General features: G+C 65.0%; 25 protein-coding genes and 1 pseudogene. 15 read left to right on the plus strand and 11 right to left on the minus strand.

Annotated elements, in window-relative coordinates; all coding sequences use genetic code 11:
* The 3 genes and pseudogenes from CFR72_RS03600 to aroB all read right to left on the minus strand — a co-directional run.
* A pseudogene (locus tag CFR72_RS03600) lies at nt 1–150 on the minus strand (OmpA family protein); the annotation flags it as partial.
* Between the two features lie 433 nt (nt 151–583).
* Nucleotides 584–1,762, minus strand: a complete 1,179-nt coding sequence (locus tag CFR72_RS03605; RefSeq protein ID WP_110912695.1) for an OmpA family protein — start codon at nt 1,760–1,762, stop codon at nt 584–586.
* A 313-nt stretch (nt 1,763–2,075) separates the two neighbouring features.
* Nucleotides 2,076–3,839, minus strand: a complete 1,764-nt coding sequence (gene aroB, locus CFR72_RS03610; protein ID WP_110912696.1) for a 3-dehydroquinate synthase — start codon at nt 3,837–3,839, stop codon at nt 2,076–2,078.
* Between the two features lie 138 nt (nt 3,840–3,977).
* Between aroB and CFR72_RS03615 the strand changes: the two genes are divergently transcribed.
* The 3 genes from CFR72_RS03615 (at nt 3,978) to CFR72_RS03625 (ending at nt 6,148) form a co-directional block, all read left to right on the plus strand.
* On the plus strand, nt 3,978–4,193 hold the full coding sequence (locus CFR72_RS03615) for a hypothetical protein (protein ID WP_110912697.1): 216 nt from the start codon (nt 3,978–3,980) through the stop codon (nt 4,191–4,193).
* Entirely contained in the window at nt 4,190–5,104 is a 915-nt protein-coding gene (locus CFR72_RS03620) for a tyrosine recombinase (protein ID WP_110912698.1), read from the plus strand. The genes CFR72_RS03615 and CFR72_RS03620 overlap by 4 nt, the downstream gene beginning before the upstream one ends.
* 87 nt (nt 5,105–5,191) lie before the next feature.
* On the plus strand, nt 5,192–6,148 hold the full coding sequence (locus tag CFR72_RS03625; RefSeq protein ID WP_110912699.1) for an acetyl-CoA carboxylase carboxyltransferase subunit alpha: 957 nt from the start codon (nt 5,192–5,194) through the stop codon (nt 6,146–6,148).
* Nucleotides 6,149–6,349: 201 nt separating this feature from the next.
* Here the strand turns inward: CFR72_RS03625 and CFR72_RS03630 are convergent, their stop codons facing one another.
* A complete protein-coding gene (locus CFR72_RS03630; protein ID WP_110912700.1) occupies nt 6,350–7,111 on the minus strand; it encodes a competence/damage-inducible protein A in 762 nt (253 codons plus the stop codon).
* Nucleotides 7,112–7,291: 180 nt separating this feature from the next.
* Here CFR72_RS03630 and CFR72_RS03635 point away from each other — a divergent pair, with 180 nt between their 5' ends.
* The gene (locus tag CFR72_RS03635; RefSeq protein ID WP_110912701.1) at nt 7,292–8,215 is read left to right on the plus strand and encodes an SMP-30/gluconolactonase/LRE family protein; all 924 of its coding nucleotides are present in this window, start codon (nt 7,292–7,294) and stop codon (nt 8,213–8,215) included.
* Between the two features lie 113 nt (nt 8,216–8,328).
* On the opposite strand, the gene mutT is transcribed toward CFR72_RS03635, so the two are convergent.
* The 3 genes from mutT to CFR72_RS03650 form a co-directional block, all read right to left on the minus strand.
* A complete protein-coding gene (gene mutT / locus CFR72_RS18255; RefSeq protein WP_110912702.1) occupies nt 8,329–9,342 on the minus strand; it encodes an 8-oxo-dGTP diphosphatase MutT in 1,014 nt (337 codons plus the stop codon).
* Nucleotides 9,339–10,454, minus strand: coding sequence for an aromatic ring-hydroxylating oxygenase subunit alpha (locus tag CFR72_RS03645; RefSeq protein WP_110912703.1), 1,116 nt, complete (start codon nt 10,452–10,454; stop codon nt 9,339–9,341). Before CFR72_RS03645 ends, mutT begins: the two co-directional genes overlap by 4 nt.
* Before the next feature lie 274 nt (nt 10,455–10,728).
* Nucleotides 10,729–11,601 (minus strand): ATP-binding protein, encoded by an 873-nt coding sequence (locus CFR72_RS03650; RefSeq protein ID WP_110912704.1) that lies wholly within the window; start codon nt 11,599–11,601, stop codon nt 10,729–10,731.
* 172 nt (nt 11,602–11,773) lie between these two features.
* On the opposite strand from CFR72_RS03650, the gene yajC reads away from it, so the two are divergent.
* Nucleotides 11,774–12,154: a preprotein translocase subunit YajC gene (gene yajC, locus CFR72_RS03655; RefSeq protein ID WP_110912705.1), complete on the plus strand. Its 381-nt coding sequence runs from the start codon at nt 11,774–11,776 to the stop codon at nt 12,152–12,154.
* Between the two features lie 38 nt (nt 12,155–12,192).
* On the opposite strand, the gene CFR72_RS03660 is transcribed toward yajC, so the two are convergent.
* A complete protein-coding gene (locus CFR72_RS03660) occupies nt 12,193–12,855 on the minus strand; it encodes a LysE family translocator (RefSeq protein WP_110912706.1) in 663 nt (220 codons plus the stop codon).
* Between the two features lie 141 nt (nt 12,856–12,996).
* Complete coding sequence (locus CFR72_RS03665; protein ID WP_110095463.1) at nt 12,997–13,605, minus strand: superoxide dismutase; 609 nt, start codon at nt 13,603–13,605, stop codon at nt 12,997–12,999.
* Nucleotides 13,606–13,734: 129 nt separating this feature from the next.
* Between CFR72_RS03665 and CFR72_RS03670 the strand changes: the two genes are divergently transcribed.
* Nucleotides 13,735–14,589, plus strand: coding sequence for a phytoene/squalene synthase family protein (locus tag CFR72_RS03670; RefSeq protein ID WP_110912707.1), 855 nt, complete (start codon nt 13,735–13,737; stop codon nt 14,587–14,589).
* 105 nt (nt 14,590–14,694) lie between these two features.
* Here CFR72_RS03670 and CFR72_RS03675 read toward each other — a convergent pair whose 3' ends face one another.
* On the minus strand, nt 14,695–15,570 hold the full coding sequence (locus CFR72_RS03675) for an NAD(P)-dependent oxidoreductase (RefSeq protein ID WP_110912708.1): 876 nt from the start codon (nt 15,568–15,570) through the stop codon (nt 14,695–14,697).
* A gap of 207 nt (nt 15,571–15,777) precedes the next feature.
* On the opposite strand from CFR72_RS03675, the gene CFR72_RS03680 reads away from it, so the two are divergent.
* Together CFR72_RS03680 and CFR72_RS03685 are read left to right on the plus strand one after the other, a co-directional pair.
* Entirely contained in the window at nt 15,778–16,752 is a 975-nt protein-coding gene (locus tag CFR72_RS03680) for a bifunctional enoyl-CoA hydratase/phosphate acetyltransferase (RefSeq protein WP_110912771.1), read from the plus strand.
* Nucleotides 16,753–17,098: 346 nt separating this feature from the next.
* Entirely contained in the window at nt 17,099–18,592 is a 1,494-nt protein-coding gene (locus CFR72_RS03685; RefSeq protein WP_110912772.1) for a malate:quinone oxidoreductase, read from the plus strand.
* A 175-nt stretch (nt 18,593–18,767) separates the two neighbouring features.
* On the opposite strand, the gene CFR72_RS03690 is transcribed toward CFR72_RS03685, so the two are convergent.
* Nucleotides 18,768–19,379: a LabA-like NYN domain-containing protein gene (locus CFR72_RS03690; RefSeq protein WP_110912709.1), complete on the minus strand. Its 612-nt coding sequence runs from the start codon at nt 19,377–19,379 to the stop codon at nt 18,768–18,770.
* Between the two features lie 217 nt (nt 19,380–19,596).
* On the opposite strand from CFR72_RS03690, the gene folK reads away from it, so the two are divergent.
* The 7 genes from folK to era all read left to right on the plus strand — a co-directional run bounded on the left by folK (nt 19,597) and on the right by era (nt 26,093).
* A complete protein-coding gene (gene folK, locus CFR72_RS03700) occupies nt 19,597–20,136 on the plus strand; it encodes a 2-amino-4-hydroxy-6-hydroxymethyldihydropteridine diphosphokinase (RefSeq protein ID WP_110912711.1) in 540 nt (179 codons plus the stop codon).
* A 95-nt stretch (nt 20,137–20,231) separates the two neighbouring features.
* The gene (gene rpoZ, locus CFR72_RS03705) at nt 20,232–20,627 is read left to right on the plus strand and encodes a DNA-directed RNA polymerase subunit omega (RefSeq protein ID WP_110095458.1); all 396 of its coding nucleotides are present in this window, start codon (nt 20,232–20,234) and stop codon (nt 20,625–20,627) included.
* Between the two features lie 75 nt (nt 20,628–20,702).
* Nucleotides 20,703–22,997 (plus strand): RelA/SpoT family protein, encoded by a 2,295-nt coding sequence (locus CFR72_RS03710; RefSeq protein WP_408869954.1) that lies wholly within the window; start codon nt 20,703–20,705, stop codon nt 22,995–22,997.
* 30 nt (nt 22,998–23,027) lie between these two features.
* Complete coding sequence (gene acpS, locus CFR72_RS03715; protein WP_110912712.1) at nt 23,028–23,441, plus strand: holo-ACP synthase; 414 nt, start codon at nt 23,028–23,030, stop codon at nt 23,439–23,441.
* A 185-nt stretch (nt 23,442–23,626) separates the two neighbouring features.
* Entirely contained in the window at nt 23,627–24,370 is a 744-nt protein-coding gene (lepB, locus tag CFR72_RS03720; RefSeq protein ID WP_408869955.1) for a signal peptidase I, read from the plus strand.
* Nucleotides 24,371–24,372: 2 nt separating this feature from the next.
* Nucleotides 24,373–25,107, plus strand: coding sequence for a ribonuclease III (gene rnc, locus CFR72_RS03725; protein WP_110912713.1), 735 nt, complete (start codon nt 24,373–24,375; stop codon nt 25,105–25,107).
* A gap of 95 nt (nt 25,108–25,202) precedes the next feature.
* Nucleotides 25,203–26,093 (plus strand): GTPase Era, encoded by an 891-nt coding sequence (era, locus tag CFR72_RS03730; RefSeq protein WP_244182160.1) that lies wholly within the window; start codon nt 25,203–25,205, stop codon nt 26,091–26,093.
* The last annotated feature ends 116 nt before the right edge of the window (nt 26,094–26,209 follow it).

The following is a 26,209-nucleotide window of genomic DNA, read 5'->3' on the forward strand; positions in this document are numbered from 1 at the left end:
ATCGGTGTCGGCAAAGTGGCCGTGCTGGGTCTGGGTCAGGTTGTAGCCACCCCCGATGTCAACATACGGACCGGTGATCGTCGTGGCCATTGAGGCCGCAGGAGCGGCAGCCATCAGGGTCGTTGCCAGTAACGCCGTGCGAAGACGCATATTCTCGTCCTTAAAAAATGAAGTGTCAGAACTTCATGGAGTCTCAAAGGGATGAGGCGCGTCCCAACTCAGCAGGATGCACAGACACATCATCCGTTAATCTTTTCTGAGTGTCAGATAGCCTTTCTCGGTAGGGATGAGAAGGGATGTTTCGCTGTATCGGGATGAGTGTGGCAAAAAAAGCACAAAACCTTAAAGATACTGCGAGGTATAATTCTAATTTATCGTGTTCCTAAAAGGGGATATCGGAAATTTCCTGCGAAATCTCATAAATTTCATATGGTCTTTGAAAAAGAATATATGAAGAACACTCTATGGTGTTTCTGCCTTATTTTGCCGGGACTTATCTACCGGCGCGGCAGGAATCGGCGGCACCATGAAAAAAGGAGCGCCGGAGCGCCCCTTTTCCCTGTTGCCGTAACCGGTCGTGTCATCAGTGCAGGATGATTTCGACGCGACGGTTCTGCGGTTCGCGGGTATCCGGGCCGGTCGGGACCAGCGGGTGCGCCTCGCCATAGCCCTGGATGTCGATGGCGTTGGCAGGCACGCCATCACGGATCAGTTCGGCCTTCACGCTGTTGGCGCGACGCAGGGACAGGCCCATGTTGTACTGCTCGCCACGGGGGCCGGGCTGCGCTGCCGAGTTATCGGTGTAGCCATTGACCTCGATGCGGGTGGTCTGGACATGGGTGGAAGCCTGCGCGGCTTCGGCCACGATCTCACGCGCACGGCCGGTAAGGGCTGCGCCGTCCCAGTCAAAGAAGACGAGGTAGGTGCGCGCCGCGGTCGGTGCGGGCGGGACAACGGCGGGGGCCGGCGGCGGCGGCGGGGGCGCATGGTTGAAGGCATAGCGCACGCCGACGATGAACTGGTGGTTGAAGCGGTGGTCGAAACGGACATAGCCATTGCGTTCCGCGTTCCACGGGCTGCCGATGGTGGTCTGGCTGCCGGCATTGCCCATCGCAAAGGACTGCGGCTGTCCGATCATGCGGTATTCGGTGGTCATCTGCAGGCCCGGCACGCCGGGGATGTCATAGGCCGCACCGACGATGCCCTGATACGCAAAACCCTGGTTGCCGCCCATATGGCGGACATTCGCGCTGACGCCATTGATGTTGTAGCCGGTTGACGTGCCCACATCCTGCCACAGGTAGCCCGCACCGACACCGACGAACGGCGTGACGGGGACGTCGATGTTGAACAGGCGCTTCAGGTCGATGTCATACAGGACATTGAGGAACCCGCCATAGGAGCGGTCGGACCCGTGGGTACGGCCCACGAAGGTGTTGGCCCCGCCACCGATCGTCTCACGGTTGATCTGCGACCAGTTGTAATCCCCCTCGATTTCCACGCGCAGGCCGTTGCCAAAGCCCCAGCCCACCCCGCCAAAGCCGGTCCAGCCATTGCTGTGATGCAGGCGGTCGCGTGTTCCGACCTCGTTTTCCTGATGGCTGGGACCACCGTCGCGATCGACCCCGTGGCCATGCTGGACCTGGGTGAGGTCATAGCCCCCACCGATTCCGACATAGGGGCCCGTGATCGTCGTGGCCATCGAGGCCGCCGGGGCGGCAGCCATCAGGGTCGTTGCCAGTAACGCCGTACGCAGACGCATATTCCCGTCCTTAAACCTGATCGTACGCCTGTGTTCGTGGAGACAGGGGGCAGTTCCACAAGGGCGATACAATGTTGAGCGAATAAAGCTTGTGCTTTTCTTTTGCGACGCCAGGGGGAATATTGCGGGAATATTTCTTACCAGATCTCCCGATACGACCCTTGGCGGGTTTCTTTCTGAGGGAGACAGGTTGAAATAAGGTAAATATAGCCCGGCAGATGGCAGGTGCGCACCATCTCCGGGCTATTGTTGCATAAACATCACGCCTTGCCGCATGCGCTGCTAGTCGTGGTGCGGTGTGGCGGGCGGCGGGTCAGGGGCGGCAGCCATCCGCGCGCAGGACGGCGGCCACCGCGTCATCAGGCACGTCGCGGCAGGTGAAGGCCTCGCCAATGCCGCGCACGAGGACAAAGGACAGCCGCCCGTCGCGCATCTTCTTGTCACGCTGCATGTGGCGGATCAGGGTCGCGGTGGAGAATTCCTCCCCCGTGTCGCTGATGCGCGCGGGCATGCCCAGACGTTCAAGGTGCGCCGTCACGCGGTCAAGGTCGGCCTGCGGGCAGTAACCCAGTCGCACCGACAGCATGAACGCCAGGCGCAGGCCGATCGACACGCCTTCCCCATGCAGGAGGCGCCCGTCATAGCCAAGCTCCGCCTCCAGCGCATGGCCGAACGTATGGCCAAGGTTGAGGAGCGCACGCCCGTTGGCCTTGCGCTCCTCACGCTCGTCATCGGCGACGACGGCGGCCTTGAAGGCGCAGGCGCGGCGGATGGCCTCGGCCTGCATGGCGGAGTCGCCTTCAAGCACCGCCTGCCCGTGCCGGTCGCACCATTCAAACAGGTCCGCATCGCCCAGCAGGCCGGATTTCAGGATTTCCGCGTATCCGGCGCGGATTTCGCGCGCGGGCAGGGTGGTCAGCGCCGTCGTGTCGATCAGCACGGAAATGGGCTGGTGGAACGCGCCGAGCAGGTTCTTGCCAAAGGGGGTGTTGATCCCGGTCTTGCCCCCCACGGACGAATCGACCTGCGACAGCAGCGTGGTCGGGATCTGCACGAACGGCAGGCCGCGCAGGGTGGTCGCGGCGGCGAACCCGGCAAGGTCGCCCACGACCCCGCCGCCAAGGGCGACGACCGTGGTGCCGCGTTCGACCCCGGCGGCCAGCAGGTCATTGGTCACGCGCCCGTATTCGGCAAGTGTCTTCGACCCTTCGCCCGGCGGCACGGTAATGGTCTCGTGTCGGATGCCGGTTTCCTCCAGCCCCGCGAGCAGCGCGGGCAGGTGGAGTGCCGCCACGTTCGCGTCCGTGACGATCATCACCCGCTTCTGCGGCAGCAGGGGCGCAAGGCGCGCACCCGCACGGCGGATCATGTCCGCCCCGATCTGCACGTCATAGCGCGCGCGTTCCAGTTCCACGGGCACCAGCAGGGGGCGGCGCGCGGTGTTGATGGCCCCCAGGACCTTTTCGGCACTGTGCTCCACGTTGTCATCTCCACAATCGACGATAATGTCCGCCTCGGCATAGACGGGATGACGGGCGCGCATAAGGTCCGACAGCACCGTGGCGGGCGACTCCACGTTCAACAACGGGCGATGGGTGCGGTCCTGCACGCGGTTCAGCAGCACCGGCAGGGTGCAGCGCAGCCATACCGAGGTCGCATTTTCGCGCACGCACGCGCGGGTGCGCGGGTCCATGAACGCGCCGCCCCCGGTCGCCAGCACGATCGGCGGCCCGGACAGCAGCCGGCGCAGGACCATGTGTTCGCCGCGGCGGAATTCCGCCTCCCCGTATTTCTGGAACAGGTCGGCGATGGAACATCCCGCCGCGCGTTCGATCTCCTCGTCCGAATCCACGAATTCCAGGTTCAGTTGCGTCGCGAGCATGCGTCCGATGGTGGTCTTGCCCGCGCCCATCAGCCCGACCAGCACGATGCTGCGTCCCTGTGGCGGGGCGGTGGCGGCATGCCGGCCCTGGCCGAGCGCATCGAGATCGAGGGGGATGAACAGGGGCGTGGCGTCGTTATGGGTGGACGTCGGGCGCGCCATCGGGGGCGTATCGGATGAAATCGGGCGTGACATGACGGCCAACCTAACATAGAGCGGGAAAAAACGGATAGCGGGGAAGACGGCGCGCCGCCGATTGTACGGCCATGCGCCGGCTTTTTCCCGCGTTGTCCATCTGGTATCTGGCGCATCCTTTGCATGGGGGAAACGGTCATGGGCCGTATTATTGTCGCCGCGTTTGCGGTCGTGCTGGTCTGCATGGTCGGCGGGTTCCTCTCGCTTGGCATGTTCCCGCCCGCGCTGGTGCAGCAGGACGTGCATCGTGACCTGTCGCTGGCCAGTGCGCCTGCAGCAGCCCCGCCGATGGCGATCGCAGCACCCGCGCCGCTGCCGGTCATGCCGCTGGGCAAGCCCGCCGCCGCGCAATGAGCGCGGACGGCGTCGATGCGTTTCTTGAGATGCTGGCCGCCGAACGGGGGGCCGCGCTCAATACGCTGAAGGCCTATAGCCGCGACCTCGATGACCTCGGTGCCATGCTGGCGGGGCAGGGGGCGTCGCTGCCGCAGGCCACGGCCCGGCAACTGGGTGCGTATCTTTCGGGTCTGGCGCAGGCGGGACTGTCGGCGCGCACGCAGGCGCGGCGGCTGTCATGCCTGCGCCAGTACTACCTGTTCCTCGTGCGTGAAGGGCGGCGGCCCGACAATCCGGCAGGCATGCTCGAAGCCCCGCGCCTGCGTGCGGCGCTGCCGCGTTTCCTGTCCGAAGGTGATGTGGAGTCGTTGCTGGCGGCATGCGTGGCGCGCGCCGATGCCGGTGCGCAGGAGGTGCGGCGCATGCTGGTCGCGCGCACTGCGCTGGAGATCCTGTACGCCTCGGGCCTGCGCATTTCCGAACTGCTGTCCCTGCCGCGCGCGGCACTGGAACGCATGACGGGGATGCTGCTGGTGCGGGGGAAAGGGGGGCGTGAACGCATGGTGCCGCTGTCGGCGCGGGCGCGCGACGCCGCCGGTGAACTGATGCGCATGGACCGCCCGCTGCGCAGCACATACCTGTTCCCCGGCCGCAGTCCGCTGCGGCCGATGACGCGGCAGGGATTCGACCGCATCCTGCATGACGTGGCGCTGAAGGCCGGGCTGGACCCGCAGCACCTGTCGCCGCATGTGCTGCGCCATTCGTTTGCGACCCACCTGTTGTCGCACGGGGCGGACCTGCGGGCGTTGCAGATGCTGCTGGGGCATGCCGACATCGCCACCACCCAAATCTATACCCATGTCCTGACGGAACGGCTGCAGGAAGCGCTGCGCCAGCATCATCCGCTGTCGGAACATGCCGTCGCCTGAGGGCAAAAATACCGGGGACGGCAAAAACGCGCGATCATCGGTGCAGAATCTGTTTGGCTGTGCCCCGGCCTGTGCTATCGGCAGGCCATGCGCCAGTTTCTAGATTTCGAAAAGCCCGTCGCCGAGCTTGAAAACAAGATTGACGAACTTCGCAAGATGTCCGGTCCCGACGGCATTAACATCGCCGACGAGATCGCACGCCTGACGGAAAAGGCCGACCGCGAACTGCGCGCGGCCTACGCCAAGCTGACGCCATGGCAGAAGGTGCAGGTCGCCCGCCATGCGCAGCGTCCGCACACGGTAGATTACATCGCCGGGCTGATTACCGAGTTCACGCCGCTTGCGGGTGATCGCCTGTTCGGGGAGGACAAGGCCATCATCGGGGGGCTGGGCCGTTTCGGCAACCAGCCGGTCGTTGTCATCGGCACCGAACGCGGGGCGGAAATCGAAACCCGCCTTGAGCACAATTTCGGCATGGCGCGGCCCGAAGGCTATCGCAAGGCGCAGCGCCTGGTGAAGCTGGCGGGGCAGTTCGGCCTGCCGGTCCTGACCTTCATCGACACGTCCGGCGCATGGCCCGGCATCGATGCGGAGGCACGCGGGCAGGCCGAAGCCATCGCGCGCTCCATCGACACCTGCCTGTCCGCGCCGGTGCCGGTCATCGCGACCGTCATTGGCGAAGGTGGCTCCGGAGGGGCGATCGCACTTGGCGCGGGGGATCGCGTCATGATGCTGGAACATGCGATCTATTCCGTCATCTCGCCCGAGGCCTGTGCCTCGATCCTGTGGCGTGACCCCAAGCAGGCGAGCACGGCGGCCGGTGCGCTGAAACTGACGGCGCAGGACCTGCTGCATCTTGAACTGATCGACCGGATCATTCCCGAACCGCTTGGTGGGGCGCAGCGCGACCCGAAGGCGACCATCCGCGCGGTGGGCGACGCCATTGCGGCGGAATTGCCCGGCCTGATGAAGAAGGATGCGACGCTGCTCAAGGCGCAGCGTCGGGAAAAGTTCGTCGCCATGGGACGCGACAAGATCGCCTGAGAACCGCCCATTCAACCTTGGGAACCATGATTTTTTAAGGAATCAGGGTGAAGGGATCGCGATACCTGCCGGGTCCGGGCGGCGCCCGGATATTTCATGCGCCGACGGTCCCTCATATTCAGGGGCTTTGCCCCCGAACCCCCACCAAAGGGCATTACCCTTTGGAAACCATTACTTTTCAACAGATCGGGGGCGGGCTGTTTACGCCTTATGCGCGGGTTCACCTGCCAGCGGTGTGAAGCCCATTTCCCGGATCATGGCCGCGATCTTGTCCGCGACCTGCGTGACCTCGTCCGCGTCCAGTCCCTTGCACACCAGCGCCACGCCACCATGGCCGTCCCTGTCGTGGAAAGGGTAGGAGCCGATATCAATATCGGGATGGGCATGCTGGATATTTTCCAGCTTCGCCGCCAGTGCCCCTTCATACAGGCCGAATGCGTGCCAGCTACGTGACGTGACCGGCGTGCCATGGCGCAGGGTGGGGGCGATTTCCTCGAACATGGCGCGCATGATCCGGGGCACCCCCGCCATGACATGCACGTTCCCCATGGTAAAGCCGGGCGCGATGGAAACGGGATTGCGGATGGGGATCGCCCCCTGGGGCAGGGTCGCCATGCGCTGGCGTGCCGCATTGAACTCACCCGGCGCGAAATGTTTTTCCAGCAGGGCGAATGTCTCGGAATGGGGCACCCACGGCACGCCGAACGCCTCCGCCACGCAGGAGGAGGTGATGTCGTCATGCGTCGGGCCGATGCCGCCGGTGGTAAAGACATGGTCATAGGCCGCGCGCGCTTCGGTCACCACACTGACAATCACGCGGCGGATGTCGGGAATGATCCGAACCTCCCGCAGGCTGATGCCGATTTCCGTCAGGCGGCGGGCGATATACTGCACATTTACGTCCTGCGTCCGGCCGGACAGGATTTCGTTACCGATAACCAGGATACAGGCGGTCGGGTTCATGGCGTCTCATCCATCGGGTTGAAAGCGAAAGGATCAATAGGCGCGCAGGCTACAGGAGATTGCGGCAAAAGTCTTGGCCATGGCGGCGTGCCGCGTTGCCCGGCATGAAAGGGGACTGCGCGCGTCGGGGCTTTTTGCGATAGACTCCCGCCCATCCGATACATCCGCAAAGGAAGCAGCATGGATACGATGACACCGCAATGCATCTGGGACCTCAAGGCGCAGCTTGGCGAAGGCCCGGTCTGGGTCGCGGCGGAACAGGCGCTCTATTTCGTGGATATCGTCGGTTCGGCCATTCATCGCTATGTCCCCGCCACACAGGCGACGACATCGTGGCAGGCCCCCCGCCGTCCCGTGTTCCTTGTGCCCGTGGCGGACGGCACCTTCATGTGCGGCCTGCAGGACGGGCTGCATGCGTTCGATCCCGTAACCGGGCGGTTCAGCGCGCAGGCCGTGGTGGAACCGGACAAGCCGGGAAACCGGATCAATGACGGGTATGTGGACCCGCGCGGCCGCCTGTGGTTCGGCACCATGGATGATGGGGAGGCATCCCCGTCGGGCGCGCTGTACTGCGTGACGCGCGAAGGCGATGGCGCCCTGCGCATCGTGCGGCAGGATGAGGGCTATGTGGTGACCAACGGTCCCGCGCTCTCCCCCGACGGTCAGACGCTGTATCACAACGATTCGCACCGGCAGTCGATTTACGCCTTCGACGTGTCCGGCGACGGTGCGCTGGCGAACCGGCGCGTCTTTGCCCGCCTGTCGGAAGGCTATCCCGATGGCGTGGTCGTCGATAGCGCGGGATGCCTGTGGGTCGGGGTCTGGGGCGGTGGCCGGATCGAGCGTTTCGCCCCCGATGGACAGCGGCTTGCCCTCGTGATGGTGCCCGCGCGCAACGTGACCAAGGTCGCCTTTGGTGGTGAAGATTACCGCACCGTCTTCGTCACGACAGCGCGCAAGGGACTGGAGGCGGATGTGCTGGCCGCGCAACCCCTGACGGGGGGGCTGTTCACGTTCCGCGTCGATGTCCCCGGACAGGAACAGGCGACGTTCCCGGCCAGCGGCGTGCGCGAGCTTGGCAGGGAACTGCACAGCCCGGCCTGATGAAGCAGGTAAAAGTTTTTGGTGAAGCTTCTGATTGAAAAAGCTTCGAACGACGCCGCCTTTTCAGGTCAAAAGGCGGCGCCCGGAAACTTCTGTTCCCCTGCCCCGGTTCTTCAGACGAGGTCGCGCAGCAGCGGCACCAGCGGCTTGTCCGCATCGGGCATGGCATATTCATGCAGGCGGCTGGTCGCCACCCATGCCAGGGCCTGCCCCTCCCGCGGGGTGGGGGTGTTTTTCCACCGATGGCAGACATAAAGCGTCATCAGCAGGTGGAAATGCCCGTAATCGTGGGACACGAAGGTAAACGGCGCCAGGCATGAGCGCGTGACGTCGATGCCAAGTTCCTCATCCAGTTCGCGGATCAGCGCGACCTCCGGCGTTTCGCCGGGTTCCACCTTGCCGCCGGGGAATTCCCACAGCCCGGCCATGGATTTCCCCTCCGGCCGCCGGGCCAGCAGGATGCGTCCGTCCGTGTCGATCAGCGCGACCGCCGCGACCAGCACGCTTTTCTTCTGGCGCGGCAGGCCAGTGTCCTCCCCGGCGGGGGCGCCGGTGCCCGACAGGTCGGCCCGGCGCGCCTCGAAGCACAGGACGGGATATTCCCCCCCGCGTGAGACGAACTCCTGATGTCCGGTCCCGACCTCGCGAAAGCCGATGCGGAGCAGCACGGCGATGGAGGGATGGTTGTCATGCGCGGCCGACGCCGTCAGCCGTTCGATCGGCAGGTTGGCCATGGCCCAGCGCGCCAGGCGTCCCGCCGTGGTGGACGCCACCTTGCGGTTCCAGTGCGTGCGCGCGACCCAGTATCCCAGCGTGCCCGAACGGTTGGCATGGTCGATCCGCAGCCCGATGCAGCCGATCAGTTCGTCGGGATTGGCGGCTTTCGGGCAGGTGATGGCAAAGTGGTAGGCATCGCCGCTGCGCGACTGCGCGATGGTGGAGGCGATCCATTCATCCGTCAGGGCGCGCGGGTAGGGGAACGGCACGCGGCTGAGCATGCGCACCACGCTCCAGTCATTGATCAGGCGATGCATGACCGGCGCGTCGGTGGCCCGCACCTCACGCAGGAGGTAGTCACCTGCCTCCAGCGCGGTGCCCGCAAACCGTGACTGTCCCTCCGTTGTCATGTGGTGGTCTGTGGCGCGGCGGGGGCAGGGGTGTCGTCTTCAGCCGGCAGCCCGCATTCGGCCAGCAGTTCGCGCAGGTTGCAGATCACGGGGAAGATCTCCTGGTTGCGGTCGCCGCCCTGCTCGTTCCATGCCTCCTGCTCCATTTCCACGATCTCGCGGTCCTCGCGGAAGATGCGCTCGGTAAAGGCGGTCAGGAACGGCCATGCGAGGTCGAGCAGGCCGGGGATGCCCGGCCGCTTGATCGACAGCAGGCCGAAGGTGCGGTTGGTCAACTGCTCCGCATCCTGCGGGACATAGGAAATCCACAGGTCCATGACCGGGTCGTTGTCGCCCGTGCGAATCGACAGCGTCTGGTGGGGATAGACGGTGCGGATCGTCATGACGTCGCGATGGGCGAATTTTTCGCTGTTGTCGCGCTTCTGCCCGAAGATCAGGGCCTCCCCGATCGGCTGCTTGCCCCCGGTGCGGGCAAAGCTGTAGCGCGCCTCCACCATGTTGGACGTGCGTTCCTGCCCCAGGAAGCGCGGCTTCATCTCGCCCATCTGCTTCATGTGCATGAACTGGTGGTTCATATCCATCAGGTTCTCATGCATGAAGCTGTAGTGGCACTTGATGGTGCGGCCGAAGCGGCGCGTCTTGTAGGCGGGGTTGGCCACCTGCGCCAGGTGCGGCAGGGCCTGCGCCTGTGCCTTTTCCGGGTCGCCGGGGAAGATGAAGATCAGCCCGTCCTGTTCGCGGCAGGGATAGGTGCGCACGCCGTTGGGCAGTTTCCCCTTGCCAAGGTAGGGCACGTCGATGCAGCGCCCCGACCGGCCATAGGCCCAGCCGTGATAGCAGCATTGCACCGAGTCTCCCTTGACGGTCCCCTTGCTCAGGGGCACCTGACGATGGGCGCAGCGGTCCTCCAGCGCAAAGACGGAACCGCCCTCGCGCGGGCGCACCAGCGCGATGGGCAGGCCGGCGTAGCGTGTTCCGATTGTCTTGCCCGGGCGCAGTTCGCGCGACCATGCGACGGGGTACCAGTTGTCAGGATGCGCATGGATGCGACGCAGGTCGCGTCGGCCTGTGGTCAGGGGCGGCATGCTGTCTGACGATAGCAGTTTGTCCATTGTCTCTCTTGATTTTGAAGATGGCCGTGGCAATCGGACATGCCAGGAATCCCGGGTGGCGTTGGGTCTGTCATCTGTGCGGTCAGGTATAATATCCACTACGGTATATAAGGATGTTTTTCGCGGGAAGCATAAATGGTTCCGCCTGCCCACACTTTGTCATATGCCCTCCTGCGTCCTGATGCGGGTGTGCATGCCGCGCCATGATACGCGGCGGCACCATTGTGGCCCACACCATGATGGCAGGCTGGCACGCAATGGTCCTTGTGCTGGATCATCCTTGCGCGGAAAGTTCCGCCGTCAGGTCCTCGATGAACTGGAACGCGACACGGCCCGAACGCCCGCCACGCGCCAGTGACCACGCATTGGCGCGGCGCACCAGGTCGGCATCGTTGATCGGCAGGTCGCGTTCGCGGGCATAGCCGCGCACCATGTCCATGAATGTATCCTGCGCGCAGTTGTGAAAGCCGATCCACAGCCCGAACCGGTCGGAGAGGGAGACCTTCTCCTCCGTCGCTTCGGACGTGTTGATGGCGGTCGAACTTTCGTTCTCGATCATCTCGCGCGGCATCAGGTGGCGGCGGTTCGACGTGGCATAGAACAGGACATTGGCCGGGCGCCCCGCGATCCCGCCATCAAGCACGGATTTCAGCGCCTTGTAATCCGCATCCTCGCGCTCGAACGACAGGTCGTCGCAGAAGACGATGAACCGCCGGGAACTTTCACGCAGCAGCGCGAGCAGTTCGGGCAGGGTGGACAGGTCCTCGCGCTGGATTTCCACCAGCGCCACGCGACCCTGTCCCTGTGGTGCGGGCTTTCCATCCACCAGGTTGGCCTGCGCATGCGCCGCCTTGACCAGCGACGATTTGCCCATGCCGCGCGCACCCCACAGCATGGCGTTGTTGGCGGGCAGGCCACGGGCGAAATGCAGCGTGTTTTCCAAAAGCATGTTGCGCTGGCGTTCCACCCCGCGCAGCAGGCCGATATCGACACGCGCCACATGCGCCACGGGCGACAGGCGCCCCAGCGCGGGATGCCAGATGAAGGCGTCCGCTGATTCAAGCCCGCCGAGGCTGGGCGCGGGCGGGGAGAGGCGCTCCAGCGCGGAGGCGATACGTTCGAGGAGGGGGAGCAGGTTGGAATCCATCGTCGATCCTGGGTCCTGGACAAGAGGCGACAGCATACGCTGACTGGTAACCGGAGCGCGTCGGACCATATGCAATGGCGAAGTGACGCCTTGACGGGAAACAGGCGAAAACTATGGTCCGCATCGCAACCCTGCAACCCGTTCCAACCTGTATCATGCCGGAAAGCTGCCCATGCGCTCTCTTTTTGACAATTTCCTGACTACCCCAGCCTATGCACAGTCGGCGGGGGGCGGCGGATTCAGCGCCGAGGGACTGATGTCCATCCTGCCCTATGTGGCCATGTTCGGGATTTTCTATTTCCTGCTGATCCGCCCGCAGCAGGTCAAGCAGAAGCAGTTGCGCAGCCAGCTTGCCGCCCTGCGCCGGGGCGACCGGGTGCTGACGGCGGGCGGGATCGTCGCCGTGGTCCAGAAGGTCAGCGACGGATCGAACGAGGTCGAGGTCGAAATCGCCCCCAACGTGCGCGTCACGGTGCTGCGTGACACCATCAGCACCGTCATCACCAGTGTTTCCGTCCCCGCCAACGACGTGACCCCGTCCAAGAAGGACTGAGGCCACGCCCCGTCAGGCCGGGACCGGCCGGGTGGGGGTCAGGCGCGTGCGCGCAGCAGGATCGCGCCAAAGCCGATGAAGATCCCCCCGGTCACCCGGTTGAACGCCCGCTTGAGTGACGGGCGTTCCAGATAGGCCGCCATCTTGCGGCCCCCCAGCGCATAGATCATGTACCATCCCGTCTCGATCGTGGCGAAGGTCGCGACGAGGATGGAAAACTGCGGCAGTTGCGGTGCGGTGGGATTGATGAACTGCGGGAAGAACGCGGCCGCGAACAGCAGGAGCTTCGGGTTGCTGATCGCGACGAGGAAGCCGCCGCGAAACAGGGCGAATGTCGTGGTGGTGGCGGGATCCGCCGTGGCGTCGCCATTCCCGGCGCCGTCATCCTGCCCATCCCCCTGCGGGGGTGCAGTCCCAGCATCCGCGCGCCATGCCCTGATGCCGAGGAAGACGAGATAGCACGCGCCCGCCACGCGCAGGACGCCAAACAGCTTCGGCGATGCGGCAAGTGCCGCGCTGAGCCCCGCCGCGGAGGCGCCAAGTGCGACCAGCAGCGCGAGCAGGCACCCCGCCATGGCCGCGGTGGTGCGCCGCACCCCGAAATGGACGCTGCGTGTCAGGACATGCAGCATGTTGGGGCCGGGAATGGCGCAGAGAAGGAAGACGGCGACGGAAAACAGCCACCATGAATGAAGGGTCATCACGCGGTCCTGCGGGTCGTGCCATGGCCGTGCGGGCCAGGGGGGTACACCTCATGGAAAGGGAACGAAAAAACCCGACCGCATGCACGGCCGGGTTCCATCATGGCGGCCCGGGGGCCGCCCGGCGGTTGCCGTGACGCCTTACGCGGCCTTGAGCTGCGCTTCGGCGAATTCGTAGTTCGCCAGCTTGTCGAGGTAGTTGACGATGTAGTCGGGACGACGGTTGCGGAAGTCGAGGTAGTAGGAGTGCTCCCACACGTCGAGGCCCAGCAGCACCTTGCCCTGGCCTTCGGCCAGCGGGTTGGAGCCATTGGCCGTCTTCGTCACCTTGAGCTTGCCATCGGGGCCAAGGACCAGCCAGGCCCAGCCGGAGCCGAACTGCGACGCGGCGGCTGCCTTGAAGTCGGCCTTGAACTTCTCGATGCTGCCGAAATCCTCGACCAGCTTCTTGGACACGGATTCGGGCATCTCGCCGCCCTTGGGCGACAGGTTCTGCCAGAACAGGATGTGGTTCCAGTGCTGTCCCGCATTGTTGAACACGGGCGCCTGTGCCGGGTCACCCTTGACCGCCAGGATGATTTCTTCCAGCGACTTGCCCTGCAGTTCGGGCTTGGATTCGACAAAGCCGTTCAGCGCCGTCACATAGGCCTGATGGTGCTTGTCATGATGCAGTTCCAGCGTTTCCTGGCACATGCCACGCGCGGCAAGCGCATTGTAGGCGAAGGGAAGGGAGGGCAATTCGAAAGCCATGAACGTTCTCCTGGCGATTGCAAAAGGCGGTATCGCACCGCTACCCCTAAACATCTATGGGCGCACGGCGGGTGCGTCAAGTCACGCGCCACGGCGCGGTACCATCGTAACGCATGGACCCCTAACGTCATGACCCCTGTCCGGGATGCAGAACACTCCATTGATGGCCTGTCCGAATGTGGCGCGATTGCGCGGCGTTTCGACCCGGACCGTTTCCTGTGCGCGCTGTTCATGCCCGCCCCGGTGCGGGAGGCGGCGATGACGCTGATCGCCTTCAATCACGAGTGCGTTCGCGCGCTGTCGACTCCTGCCTCCTGGTCGGTGGCGGGACCGATCGCGGGGATGATCCGGCTGCAATGGTGGCGTGACGTGATCGATGGCGGCGACCCGCAGCGCCATCCGGTCGCCATCGCGCTGGTGGACCTGCTGGCGCGTGGCGCGGTCAGGGCGGATACCGTGCGCGGGATTGTCGATGCGCGCGAATGTGAACTCGACGGGCTGCCGGACTGGCCCGCATGGCGCGACAACATGTGCGCGGGCGCCGGCGGCGTGCAGCGTGCCATGGCCCAGGCGATGGGCTGTCATGATGATGCGGTGTGCGATGCGGTGGCGGAACTTGGCGCGGTCTATGGCGTGGGCGCACTGGCGCGGCATCTGGGGGCGGTGCTGCGTTCGGGGCGCTGTCCCCTGCCCGATGAGGCGCTGGAGGCCGTGGGGCTGAGCCGCGATGGCATGCGCGACGGCCATACTGCCACCGCCGGACAGGTGGCGGCCCTGCATGGCATGCTGCGCACCGAAGGGGAGGCGTTCCATGCCCGTGCCATGGCCCTTGCCCCGCGCCTGCCGCGCGCGATCCTGCCTGCCGCCCTGCCTGCCGTGCTGGGGCGGCGCGACCTGAAGGCCGGTGGGGGGCAGGACGGTGCCGCGCGCGGCATCGGCGACCGGCTGGCGGTCATGGCCGCGATGGCGCGCGGGCGGGTCTGAATTAAGGAGCAAAAGTTTTTGGGTGCCGCCTTTTTCCAAAAAGGCGGCGTCTCTTGAAGCTTTTTGAAAAAAGCTTCACCAAAAACTTCTGATTTTAAAAGATATTTATGGCGTGTCGTCGTTGGCGACCATGTCTTCCATCACGGCGAACAGGGCGGAATAATCCTCGTTCGGATACCGCCGGCGCGTCAGGCTCAGCGATTGTGTCGCGGCGGCGGTCGCGGGCATCGGGGCCATCTGGCGCGCGGCGTCGGTCATCAGCAGGCGCATGTCCTTCTGCATCAGGCGCGTGGGGAACTGCGGGCTGAAATCCCCGGCCTTCGCGGCCTTGAGCTTGCGCTTGTGGTGTGGCGAGATGACCGGCACGGCGTCAAGCGCATCGAACAGCATGTCACGGTCCAGGCCACTTGCCAGCCCATAGGTGACCCCTTCGGCCACAACCGCCAGCGTGGCGCCCATGATGCCGTTGATGACCAGCTTCAGCTTCGACCCGCTGCCTGACGGGCCGGCATGGATCGTCAGGCGCCCGATGGCGTCGAAGATGGGCTGTGCGCGTGCGACATCGGCGGCGTGCCCGCCCACCAGCACGACAAGGTTGGCGGATTCGGCCTCCGGCGTGCTGCCTGCCACGGGCGCATCGAGCACCGCAACCCCGATCGCCGCCCCCTGCGCCGCCAGCGCGGTGGAGGTTTCGGGGGCCACCGAACTGGTATTGATCAGCAGGCCGCCCGCCTTCATGCCCGCAAGCGCGCCGTCGGGGCCGGACATGGACTGCTCCAGCGCCTCGTCATCGGGGACGCAGGCGATGACGATGTCCGCTTCCTGCGCCAGCGCGCGGGGCGTGGGCAGGAACGGCACGTCGCCATCCCCGCCCTTGCCCGACGGGGTATAGGCCGCGATGCGGTATCCCGCCTTGCGCAGGTTCGCACCCATACGGCTGGCCATGGCGCCAAAACCGATAAAGCCGATCAGAGAGGACATGGGAAAAACTCCTGTCTTGTTCATCCGGGGCATGAAGGCCCGTCATGCGGGCATGATCGGGACAAGCTTGCCCAATGGGAGCGGGGATGTCACGCGGGCGATGGTGGGCGTGTCCGCGCGGTCGCGCAAAGATGATGCGCAAGGGCCCCCCATGTCTGTGGCAAGGAAGGGCAGAGCCGTTAAGTGTCCGCCTTGCTGGGAAAATCCATGACGACGTCCGCCCCGACGCCTGCCCCCGTGCCCGCCTTGCCTTTCTTTGATGGCCTTGCCGCAACCCTGCGCGATGTCGCCCCGATGCCGGTGGGCATCGTCTATCCCTGCAGCGCGATCGCCCTGCGCGCCGCGTGCGAACTGCTGCGCCGCAACCTTGCGCAGCCTGTGCTGATCGGGCCTGCCGCGCGGATTCGCGCCATCGCGCACGAAGAATCGCTCGATATTTCCGCCTGCCGCCTCGTGGATGCCGCCGATGACGCGCAGGCCGCGCGGTGCGGCGTGCGCATGGCCCGCGACGGGGAGATCGCGATCCTGATGAAGGGCGCGCTGCATTCGCGTGTCTATCTGCATGAAATCGGCCATCATGACAGTGGCCTGCGCACCGAACGGTGGATGAGCCATGTCTATATCCTCGACCTGCCGGGGGTGGGGCGGCCGCTGCTCGTCAGTGACGGGGCGGTCAACATCGCGCCCGACCTCGACGTGCGGCGTGACATCGTGCGCAACGCGATCGACCTTGCGCACATGCTGGGCATTGCCTGCCCGCGCGTGGCGCTGCTGTCGGCGGTGGAGACGGTCAATCCCGGCCTGCAGTCCACGCTGGATGCGGCGATCATCTGCAAGATGGCGGACAGGGGGCAGATCACCGGTGGCATCGTCGATGGGCCGCTGGCGCTCGACAACGCCCTCAGTCCGGAGGCCGCGCGGTGCAAGGGCGTGCGTTCGCCCATTGACGGGCGGGCCGACATCCTGGTCGTGCCGGACCTTGAATCGGGCAATATCCTGGCCAAGCAGATGACCTTCCTTGGCGGTGCGCAGGCGGCGGGCATCGTGATCGGCGCGCGCGTGCCCGTGGTCCTGACCAGCCGGGCGGATTCCCTGTCCACGCGCATGCTGTCATGCATGGTCGCCGTGGCCATGGTGCGCAAGGGATACCGCATTGCACGCCCCGGCGCGGACGGTGCATGAATGCGATACATGGAATGCAGATATGCGCCGCGATCCTTTTCCCTCGCACAAAGATGATGCGCCACAATGACCGTGCCAATGGCATGAGGAATGACTGTCGCTGTCAGGCCTGTCCGTGCCCGGCGCGCCTGCCCCGTCCCGCCATGGGACGGATGCGCGCACGGGTGGGGTGGGGCGGACGGTATTTTCCGCGCGCCGGACCCGGCGGGACGCGGGAACACGAAATCCGGCGTGGCATGGTCGCCAGGGATGCCCCCTGCAGGCCGGTCCCGCGCCACCGGCAGGCTGCCCGGAGCGCACGATTGCAGCCACGACACCACTGCCCGACGCCGAAGCGGAGAATATCATGACCTCTCAGCCTACTACTGCCGATTCCACCTATGATGTCGTCCTTGTCGGCGGCGGTATCATGAGCGCAACGCTCGGCGTGATGCTCAAACAGCTTGAACCCAACCTGTCGATCGCGCTGTTCGGGCGTCTCGACGATGTCGCGCTCGAAAGTTCCAATGGATGGAACAATGCCGGCACCGGCCATTCCGCGCTGTGCGAACTCAACTATACCCCCATGGGCGCGGGGGGCGAGGTCGATATTTCCAAGGCCGTCAACGTCAACGAGGCCTTTCAGGTTTCACGCCAGTTCTGGTCCTACCTGACGGAAAATGGCCTGATCGCCTCGCCGCGCGACTTCCTCAACCCCATTGCGCACATGAGCTTTGTATGGAGGCCGGAGAATGTCGATTTCCTCCAGCGTCGCTATAACGCGCTGAAGGACCATCCGCTGTTCGCGGGGATGTCCTATTCCACCGACACGGCGCAACTGGCGCAGTGGATGCCGCTGGTGATGGACGGGCGCACGGGTGGCACGCCGCTGGCGGCCACGCATCACCCGGCGGGCACGGATGTCAATTTCGGCGCGCTGACGCATCGCCTGGTCGATATCCTGACCGGTGGCCCGGGCTTTGACCTCAACCTCGCGCATGAGGTGACGGGCCTGCGGCAGTCCGGGTCGGGATGGACCGTGTCGGTGCAGGGCATGCATGACGGGGCATCGCGCGATGTCGCGGCGCGGTTCGTGTTTGTCGGCGCGGGGGGCGGTGCGCTGCCGCTGCTGCAGAAAAGCGGCATCCCCGAGGCGCGCGGCATCGGCGGATTCCCCGTCAGCGGGCAGTTCCTGCGCTGCACCAACCCCGAAATCGTCGCCCGCCACCATGCCAAGGTCTATGGCAAGGCGTCGGTGGGCGCGCCGCCGATGTCGGTCCCGCACCTCGACACCCGTGTCATCGACGGGAAGGAAGGCCTGCTGTTCGGCCCGTATGCGGGCTTCTCCACCAAGTTCCTCAAGCAGGGGTCTTGGCTGGACCTGCCGCGTTCGATCCGCATGGACAATATCGGCGCGATGCTGGCGGTGGCGCGCGATAACATGCCGCTGACGAAATACCTGATCCAGCAGGTCATGCAGTCGAGCGAGGACCGCATGAAGGCCCTGCGCGATTTCGTGCCCGGCGCGCGCAGCAGCGACTGGGAACTGATTACCGCGGGCCAGCGCGTGCAGGTCATCAAGAAGGATCCGGTCAAGGGCGGCGTGCTGCAGTTCGGGACCGAGGTGGTGACCGGCGCGAATGGCACGATCGCGGGCCTGCTGGGCGCATCGCCGGGGGCGTCTACGGCCGCGCCGATCATGCTGTCGGTCATCCAGCGCTGCTTTGCCGATCGCCTGCCGCAGTGGGAAGACCGCCTGCGCAAGATGATCCCGTCCTATGGCAAGCGCCTGTCCGACGATGCCGCCCTGTGCGCGCGCACCCGCGACTGGACACGCCAGACGCTTCAGCTTGAAGGCTGATTTTTACGGGTGGCTTTTTCCGGGCGGCGTAGATGACTGCGCCGCCTGTAAAAGAAAATCATTCAGAAATTCTGGTGAAGCTTTTTTAAAGCTTCGAAGGGCGCTGCCTTTTTCGGGATAAAGGCAGCATCCGAAAAACTTTAATTTTTCTTAATCTATTCTTCTGAAACGGTCGTCATTCTTCCGGAAGGTCGCTCAGGTGGTCGGCCGGGTGGCGGACCGGCGGCGCCGGGTTGGGCCGGTTGGCGCGGTTTTCGATCTGCCGACGGGTGAAATGCGATGCAATGTCGGCAAGTTCGATGAACTGGTCCGCCTGACGGCGCAGTTCATCGCCAATCAGCGGTGGCGAGGTCTTGATGGACGCGATGACCGTCGTACGCACGCCCTGACGCTGCACCGCCTCAAGCAGGCGGCGGAAATCCGCATCCCCGCTGAACAGCACGGCATGGTCGATCTTTGGCGCCATCTCCAGCATGTCCACGGCCAGTTCGATGTCCATGTTGCCCTTTACGCGCCGACGGCCCGTATGGTCGGTATATTCACGCGCCGTCTTCGTCACGAGGAAATAGCCGTTATAGACAAGCCAGTCCGTCAGTGGCTTGAGCGGGGAATATTCCTCCGTCTCCAGCACGGCTGAATAATAATAGGCGCGCAGGACATTCGATTTGGACCGGAAAAATGACAGCAGCTTGCGATAATCGACCTCGAAACCGAGGTTGCGTGACGCTGAATACAGGCTGGTTCCATCAATAAAAAGACAAAGCCGTTCCTGGGGCTGAAAGAACATTAGAGGGTGTCCCTGAAAGAGGTAGCTTGATATGCCCGGCTGACGATTGAAAATTCCAATGGCTCTGGTCGTGGTCCGTCAGGAGGGAGGCCGGGGTGGGGTGCGCCCGGCCTGACATTGTCCATACCGATGTAGTCATCCGGCCTGACATTGTCCATACCGATGTAGTCATAAAGTTTGAGATAACAAATCATCCAGTCATGTTATTATTCATGACATGGATACGCACGATATGGTGCCGGGTTCCGGCGGGCATTCAGCAGGCATCCTTGTGGCGGTGGGGGCGAACCTGTCCCGCCGCACGGTGGAAGGGCCATTGCAGACTTGCCACTGGGCTGTGGCGGAAATAGGGCACATTGACACAATTCGGGTGGAGGCGGTCTCCTGCTGGTATGAAAGCGCGCCGATCCCGCCCTCGGGGCAGCCCCCCTATGTCAACGGGATGGTGCGACTGAGTGGCGATATCACACCCGAAGCCCTCCTGTCTGCCCTGCAGGACATCGAGGCGCGGGCCGGGCGCGTACGCACGATCGCCAATGCCGCCCGCCCGCTGGACCTGGACATCATCGCGATGGGCGACCTTGTGCGCGCCGGTCCCGATCCCATCGTGCCGCATCCGCGCGCCTGCCTGCGTGCCTTCGTGCTGCTGCCGCTGCGCGATGTCGCCCCAGACTGGCGCGATCCCGTCAGCGGGAAGGGGATCGACATCCTGCTCGCCCGCGTGGCGGACCAGCAGATCACCCGCCTGCCGGGCTGAGCGCATAAGAGCGTGCTTGCGTTGTGGAACGGGGGGGAGTATTCCATCTTGTTCCACCGATATATTGTTCCATAGAGAAACCGGAGTCTGGCCTGATGGCACGCGTCACTGTCGAGGACTGCGTTGAGCGGGTTCCCAACCGCTTTGAACTGGTGCTGCTGGCGGCCCAGCGCGCCCGCGCCCTGTCGCGCGGCGAAGAACTGACGATCGATCGCGACAACGACAAGAATCCCGTCGTCGCCCTGCGTGAGATTGCGGACCAGACGATCAGTCTGGACCAGGTCAAGAGCGACCTGCTGCGTTCGCTGGCCCGCGCGCCCGAGCCCGAGCCCGCCGACGAGGAAGTCGTGGACCTGATCCCGACGGAACAGAACATCTTTGGCCTGCAGGATGTCTCCGCCGAGGAGGAAGCCCGCCACACGGCAGGCATGACGGCAGAGGAACTCGAGGCTACGATCGAGGCGGAACTCGGCGGTCGGGGTTCGCGATAGCATTCTTGACGGAAGGGGACGGATGTGACGGATCGGGTCGGCTCTGAAACGACGGCTTCCCTCATGTCCCCTGCCATGCCTGCCACGCAGGCCCCGTCACACGGCGCGGCGGATGCCGTGCCTGCCGTGACGGCGGAGGCCGCACCACCGCCGGCCGGACGGGTCATTTCCTGTGACGGGCTGATCCGGCGCATCCAGGCCTATGACCCCGGCGCCGACATCGACCTGATCCGCCGCGCGTTCGACGTGGCGTACAGGGCGCATGAGGGACAGGCCCGCGACAACGGCGATCCCTACATCACCCATCCGCTTGCGGTGGCGAACATCCTGGCCGGGTTCCGGCTGGATGCGGCCTCCATCGCGACGGCGCTGCTCCATGACACGATCGAGGATACCGGCGTCACTCAGGCGCAGTTGCGCACGCAGTTCGGGCCGACCATCGCGGAACTCGTCGATGGCGTGACCAAGCTGACGCGGCTGGAGCTTCAGTCCGACCGCACCAAGCAGGCGGAGAATTTCCGCAAGCTCGTGCTCGCGATGTCCAAGGACATCCGCGTCCTGATCGTCAAGCTTGCGGACCGTCTGCACAACATGCGTACGCTGCATTACGTGCAGCGCCTTGACCGCCGGCAGCGCATCGCGCGCGAAACCATGGAAATCTACGCCCCGCTTGCCGATCGTATCGGCATGGAGAAGGTGAAGGTCGAACTGCAGAACCTCTCCTTTGCGGAACTTGAGCCCGAGGCGATGGCTACCATCCGTGCCCGCCTGAACTACCTGCGCGGGCAGGGTGCGGACGTGATCGAGGAAATCCGCCACGAACTGCAGAACCTGTGCGCGGAAGCCGGGCTGAAGGGCGTGGAGGTCACGGGGCGGGAGAAGACGCCCTATTCCATCTGGGAGAAGATGCAGCGGCGCAATGTCGCGTTTGAGCAGTTGTCCGACATCATGGCGTTCCGCATCATCGTCCCCTCGCGGGAGGGATGCTACGTCACGCTCGGCGCCGTGCATGCGGCCTATCCCGTGATCGCGGGGCGGTTCAAGGATTACATCTCCACCCCCAAGGTCAACGGCTACCAGAGCCTGCATACCGGGGTTACGCTGCGCCATCCGCGCAACCAGAAGATCGAGGTGCAGATCCGCACGGCGGAAATGCATGATGTCGCGGAAAACGGCGTCGCCTCGCACTGGCTGTACAAGCAGGGCGGCGACGGGAAGGTGGAGGACGCCTCGCACGTGGTCTCTGGCCTGCGCTGGGTTCAGGACCTGCTCGACATCCTCGAGGACTCGGCCGCGCCGGACGAATTCCTCGAAAATACCAAGCTCGAACTCTATCAGGACCAGGTGTTCTGCTTCACGCCGAAGGGACAGTTGATTTCCCTGCCGCGTGGGGCAACGCCGATCGACTTTGCCTATGCCGTGCACAGCCAGGTGGGCGACAGTTGCGTCGGCGCGCGCATCAACGGCCGCCTGATGCCCCTGCGCCACGAACTGCAGAATGGCGACCAGGTGGAGATCATGACCGCGCGCGGCGGCACGCCGTCGCCGTCGTGGGAGCGCTTCGTCGTCACCGGCAAGGCCCGTGCGCGCATCCGCCGCCATGTCGCGCTGCAGCAGCGTGAAACGCACCTCGACAGCGGGCGTGTCGCCCTCGCCAAGTCGTTCCGGCAGGAAGGCGTGGACGGGTCGGAAAAGGTGCTCGAATCCCAGCTCAAGGACCTGCGCCTGTCGTCGGTGGCGGACCTGTATGTGGCGGTGGGCAACGGCAACCTGTCCGCGCGTGAGGTGGTGCAGGCGGCCTATCCCGAACTGCGCCGTGCGCCGCGTGCGCCGCGCATGGTGCCCGGCCTGTCGATGCGCGCGGCCGAAAGCACGACGTCCTTTTCCGCGGCCCGGCGCAAGAACGCGGCCGGCATGGCGCTGGCGGGCGTGGGCGCGGGGATGGCGGTGCATTTCGCGGGCTGCTGCCATCCGCTGCCGGGGGACCGTATCGTGGGCATCGTCTCCACCGGCAAGGGGATCACGGTCCATGCGCAGGGATGCCAGACGCTGGAGACGTTCGCGGCCACGCCCGAACGCTTCATGGACCTGAACTGGGATTACGACCTGATCGCGCGCAACGCGGGTGGCACCCATGTCGGGCGGTTGAGTGTAGTGACCGCCAACGAACCTTCGGTCCTTGCGACGCTGACGAACATCGCGACCAAGCATGAAGGCGTGATGGTGAACCTGCGCATCGTCAACCGGCAACTGGAATTCATGGAGATCCTTGCCGATATCGAGGTGCGCGACCTGCGCCACCTGTCGGCCATCATGGCGGCGCTGCGGGCGGAAACCGGTGTCGTGCAGGTGGAGCGCGCCAAGGGATGACTGGGAACTGGCAATGAGGCATCTGCCGTCATGATGATCGGGATCGGCTCGGACCTGTGTGACATCCGCCGGGTCGAGCGTGTCCTCGCCCGGCACGGCGCCCGGTTCGAGGCGCGGGTCTTTACCCCGCGTGAACGTGCCGTGGCCGACCGGCGTTCGGGGCAGGCCCGGCTTGGCACCTACGCCAAGCGCTGGGCGGCGAAGGAAGCCTGCGCCAAGGCGCTGGGCACCGGGTTCGCCCGGGGGGTGTACCATCGCGACCTCGGCGTGGAAAACCTGGCCGGGGGGCAGCCTGTCATGGTGCTGTCGGGTGGGGCGCGCGCGCGGCTTGATGAACTCGTGCCGGCGGGATATGCGCCGCGCATCATGGTGACGATGACGGACGAATATCCCTATGCCTTCGCCCAGGTCGTCATCGTGGCGGATGCCGCCCCATCTTCCTGATCGTCCCATGCATGGCCGCCCATGCTTGACAGGGCATGGCCCCGTGGGCTTGATCGCCAGAATATGCGCCCGGTGCCGTATTGCGCCCGGTCGAGCACGAAGCCGGATTTATGAAGAACATGTCGAGCGATGACCCCCAGACGCCAACTGTCCTGACGACCTCCCCCTCCACGGGGACGCGCGGCATGCTGGAACTCCTGCGTACTGTCGTGGTTGCTGGCGCGATCGCGATTTTCGTGCGCACCGCCCTGTTCGAACCGTTCAATATCCCGTCCGGTTCGATGATCCCGACATTGCAGGTGGGGGATTATGTGTGGGTCGCCAAATACAGCTATGGCTACTCCCACTTCTCCCTGCCGCTGTCGCCCAACCTGTTCAGCGGCCGCATCTTCGGCAGTGAACCGCATCGTGGCGATGTGGCGGTGTTCCGCTTCACCAAGGACACGTCCATCGATTACATCAAGCGGGTGATCGGCCTGCCGGGGGACCGCATCCAGATGCGCGAGGGGCAGCTTTACCTGAACGGTGAACTCGTCCCCCGCACGTCGGAGGGCGAGTATGTCGCGGTGGACGAACATCACACCCGCATGGAGGGCGAGCGCTATCGCGAGGACCTGCCCGGCAGCGATGGCCGTCCGGTGGTGTCGCACGACATCCTGAAGCTGACGGATGAGGGGGACAAGAACGATACCCCCGAATATGTCGTCCCGCCGGGCTATTTCTTCGTCATGGGCGACAACCGCGACGACAGCGCCGACAGTCGTTTCATGGGCGACGCGCCACAGGATCTTGGCTTCGTGCCGATGGAGAACCTCGTGGGGCAGGCCAAGTGGATCTTCCTGTCGGTGGATTCGCAGTATCCGACGTGGGAATTCTGGAAATGGCCCACGGAAATCCGGTGGGGACGCCTGTTTTCGGGGGTGCACTGATCATGGAGGCGTCCAGCAGTGCCACGACCGAATTCGAACGGATCGAGGCGTATGTCGGCTATTCCTTCCATAACCCCGCCCTGCTGCGGGAGGCGCTGACCCATCGCTCCGCCGCCCACCAGCGCAGCAGCGCGGTCGGGCGGCGCACGCGCCAGTCGGTGGCGCGGCGTGGGGCGGGGTCGAATGAACGGCTGGAGTTCATTGGCGATCGCGTGCTCGGCCTGTTGATGGCGGAATGGCTGCTTGAACGTTTCCCTGACGAGCAGGAAGGCGCGCTTGGCCCGCGCCACGCGCACCTTGTCTCGCGCACGGTGCTGGCCCGCATCGCCGAGGAGATGGCCCTGCCGCCCGCCCTTGACGTGGCGGAGCATGAGGCCCGCGCCGGCGTGCGCCAGATGGCCAACGTGCTGGCCGACGCGGTGGAGGCGATCCTGGGTGCGATCTACCTTGATGGTGGGCTGGAGCCTGCCCGCGCCTTCGTCCGCCGCGCATGGAACGACGCCATCGTGGCGCAGGCCCGCCCGCCCAAGGACCCCAAGACCGCATTGCAGGAATGGGTGCTGGCGCGGGGACTGCCGCTGCCGGTGTACAAGGTGGTCTCCACCGACGGCCCGTCGCATGCGCCGCGCTTCGTGATTTCGGTGGAGGCATCGGGACGGCGCGGCGAAGGCGTTGCAGGCAGCAAGCGCGCCGCCGAAAGCGAGGCCGCGGCAAGGCTGCTCAGCCAGTTTGGCTGACGCCGTGCGCGTCCATGGTGGCGCGGGCACACAGAATAGAACACTCGGGACGGCCATCGCTGCCGTGGGAATGACAGATGCCGGAACATGAAGACATGACGACCCGCTGCGGTTTCGTCGCCATCGTGGGGGCGCCCAATGCGGGCAAGTCCACGCTGCTGAACCGCATGGCGGGGACCAAGCTGTCGATCGTCAGCCCCAAGGCGCAGACGACGCGGTTCCGGGTGCTGGGAATCCTGATGCGCAACAACGCGCAGATGCTGCTGGTGGATACGCCGGGCATCTTCCGCCCGCGCCGCATGCTTGATCGTGCGATGGTCGCGGCCGCCTGGACCGGGGCGGAGGACGCGGACATCACGCTGCTGATCGTCGATGCGCGCGCGGGCCTGACCGAGGATGTGCGCGAGATCGTCTCCCAACTGGCGCAGCGCAACCGCCGGGTGTGGCTGGTGCTGAACAAGACCGACCTGATGAAGCGCGACGCGCTGCTGCCCCTGACGGCGGAACTGTCGGGCCTGCTGCCGGTGGAGCACGTGTTCATGATCAGCGCGCGTTCGGGGCAGGGGGTGGATGACCTGATGGACCGGATGGCCGCCGAACTGCCGGTGGGGCCGTACCTGTATCCCGAAGACGACCTGACGGACCTGCCCGATCGCCTGCTGGCCGCCGAACTGGTGCGCGAGCAGATCTTCCTGCAGACGCATGAGGAAGTCCCCTATGCCGCCACGGCGGAGACCGAGAGCTTTCAGGAGCGCCCGGACGGGTCGGTGCGGATCGAGGTCACGATCTATGTCGCGCGTGCGTCGCACAAGGCGATCCTGATCGGGGAGCGCGGGTCGCGGATTCGCAGTATTGGCGAACGCGCGCGCAAGGAACTTTCGCGCCTGCTGGACCGGCCGTGCCACCTGTTCCTCAATGTGAAGGAACGCTCCGGCTGGGATGAGGAACGCGCCCGCCTGCGTGCCATCGGCCTCGACGACGCCTGACGCCCCGGCCCCGCATGGTGGTGCGGGATTCGCGGTGCGCAGGGGGATCGCGGATCGGTGATGCGCCGCGTGGCGCATGAAACGCGGCGGCCATGTCCTGATTGCCGCATTATCGG

The organism is Gluconacetobacter entanii (genome assembly GCF_003206495.1).
Taxonomy (GTDB): Bacteria; Pseudomonadota; Alphaproteobacteria; order Acetobacterales; family Acetobacteraceae; genus Novacetimonas; species Novacetimonas entanii.

Excerpts from the sequence above, each read along its gene's own strand:
- CFR72_RS03680 (WP_110912771.1), top strand. The coding sequence starts at position 15,778 with ATGACGACGTCCGCCCCGACGCCTGCCCCCGTGCCCGCCTTGCCTTTC.
- CFR72_RS03685 (WP_110912772.1), top strand. The coding sequence starts at position 17,099 with ATGACCTCTCAGCCTACTACTGCCGATTCCACCTATGATGTCGTCCTT.
- CFR72_RS03670 (WP_110912707.1), top strand. The coding sequence starts at position 13,735 with ATGACCCCTGTCCGGGATGCAGAACACTCCATTGATGGCCTGTCCGAA.
- acpS (WP_110912712.1), top strand. The coding sequence starts at position 23,028 with ATGATGATCGGGATCGGCTCGGACCTGTGTGACATCCGCCGGGTCGAG.
- rpoZ (WP_110095458.1), top strand. The coding sequence starts at position 20,232 with ATGGCACGCGTCACTGTCGAGGACTGCGTTGAGCGGGTTCCCAACCGC.
- CFR72_RS03620 (WP_110912698.1), top strand. The coding sequence starts at position 4,190 with ATGAGCGCGGACGGCGTCGATGCGTTTCTTGAGATGCTGGCCGCCGAA.
- CFR72_RS03615 (WP_110912697.1), top strand. The coding sequence starts at position 3,978 with ATGGGCCGTATTATTGTCGCCGCGTTTGCGGTCGTGCTGGTCTGCATG.
- CFR72_RS03645 (WP_110912703.1), bottom strand. The coding sequence starts at position 10,454 with ATGGACAAACTGCTATCGTCAGACAGCATGCCGCCCCTGACCACAGGC.
- CFR72_RS03650 (WP_110912704.1), bottom strand. The coding sequence starts at position 11,601 with ATGGATTCCAACCTGCTCCCCCTCCTCGAACGTATCGCCTCCGCGCTG.
- CFR72_RS03660 (WP_110912706.1), bottom strand. The coding sequence starts at position 12,855 with ATGACCCTTCATTCATGGTGGCTGTTTTCCGTCGCCGTCTTCCTTCTC.
- CFR72_RS03605 (WP_110912695.1), bottom strand. The coding sequence starts at position 1,762 with ATGCGTCTGCGTACGGCGTTACTGGCAACGACCCTGATGGCTGCCGCC.
- CFR72_RS03710 (WP_408869954.1), top strand. The coding sequence starts at position 20,703 with ATGCCTGCCACGCAGGCCCCGTCACACGGCGCGGCGGATGCCGTGCCT.
- CFR72_RS03690 (WP_110912709.1), bottom strand. The coding sequence starts at position 19,379 with ATGTTCTTTCAGCCCCAGGAACGGCTTTGTCTTTTTATTGATGGAACC.
- CFR72_RS03630 (WP_110912700.1), bottom strand. The coding sequence starts at position 7,111 with ATGAACCCGACCGCCTGTATCCTGGTTATCGGTAACGAAATCCTGTCC.
- CFR72_RS03675 (WP_110912708.1), bottom strand. The coding sequence starts at position 15,570 with ATGTCCTCTCTGATCGGCTTTATCGGTTTTGGCGCCATGGCCAGCCGT.
- yajC (WP_110912705.1), top strand. The coding sequence starts at position 11,774 with ATGCGCTCTCTTTTTGACAATTTCCTGACTACCCCAGCCTATGCACAG.
- aroB (WP_110912696.1), bottom strand. The coding sequence starts at position 3,839 with ATGTCACGCCCGATTTCATCCGATACGCCCCCGATGGCGCGCCCGACG.
- lepB (WP_408869955.1), top strand. The coding sequence starts at position 23,627 with ATGCTGGAACTCCTGCGTACTGTCGTGGTTGCTGGCGCGATCGCGATT.
- folK (WP_110912711.1), top strand. The coding sequence starts at position 19,597 with ATGGATACGCACGATATGGTGCCGGGTTCCGGCGGGCATTCAGCAGGC.
- CFR72_RS03625 (WP_110912699.1), top strand. The coding sequence starts at position 5,192 with ATGCGCCAGTTTCTAGATTTCGAAAAGCCCGTCGCCGAGCTTGAAAAC.
- mutT (WP_110912702.1), bottom strand. The coding sequence starts at position 9,342 with ATGACAACGGAGGGACAGTCACGGTTTGCGGGCACCGCGCTGGAGGCA.
- CFR72_RS03635 (WP_110912701.1), top strand. The coding sequence starts at position 7,292 with ATGGATACGATGACACCGCAATGCATCTGGGACCTCAAGGCGCAGCTT.
- era (WP_244182160.1), top strand. The coding sequence starts at position 25,203 with ATGACGACCCGCTGCGGTTTCGTCGCCATCGTGGGGGCGCCCAATGCG.
- rnc (WP_110912713.1), top strand. The coding sequence starts at position 24,373 with ATGGAGGCGTCCAGCAGTGCCACGACCGAATTCGAACGGATCGAGGCG.
- CFR72_RS03665 (WP_110095463.1), bottom strand. The coding sequence starts at position 13,605 with ATGGCTTTCGAATTGCCCTCCCTTCCCTTCGCCTACAATGCGCTTGCC.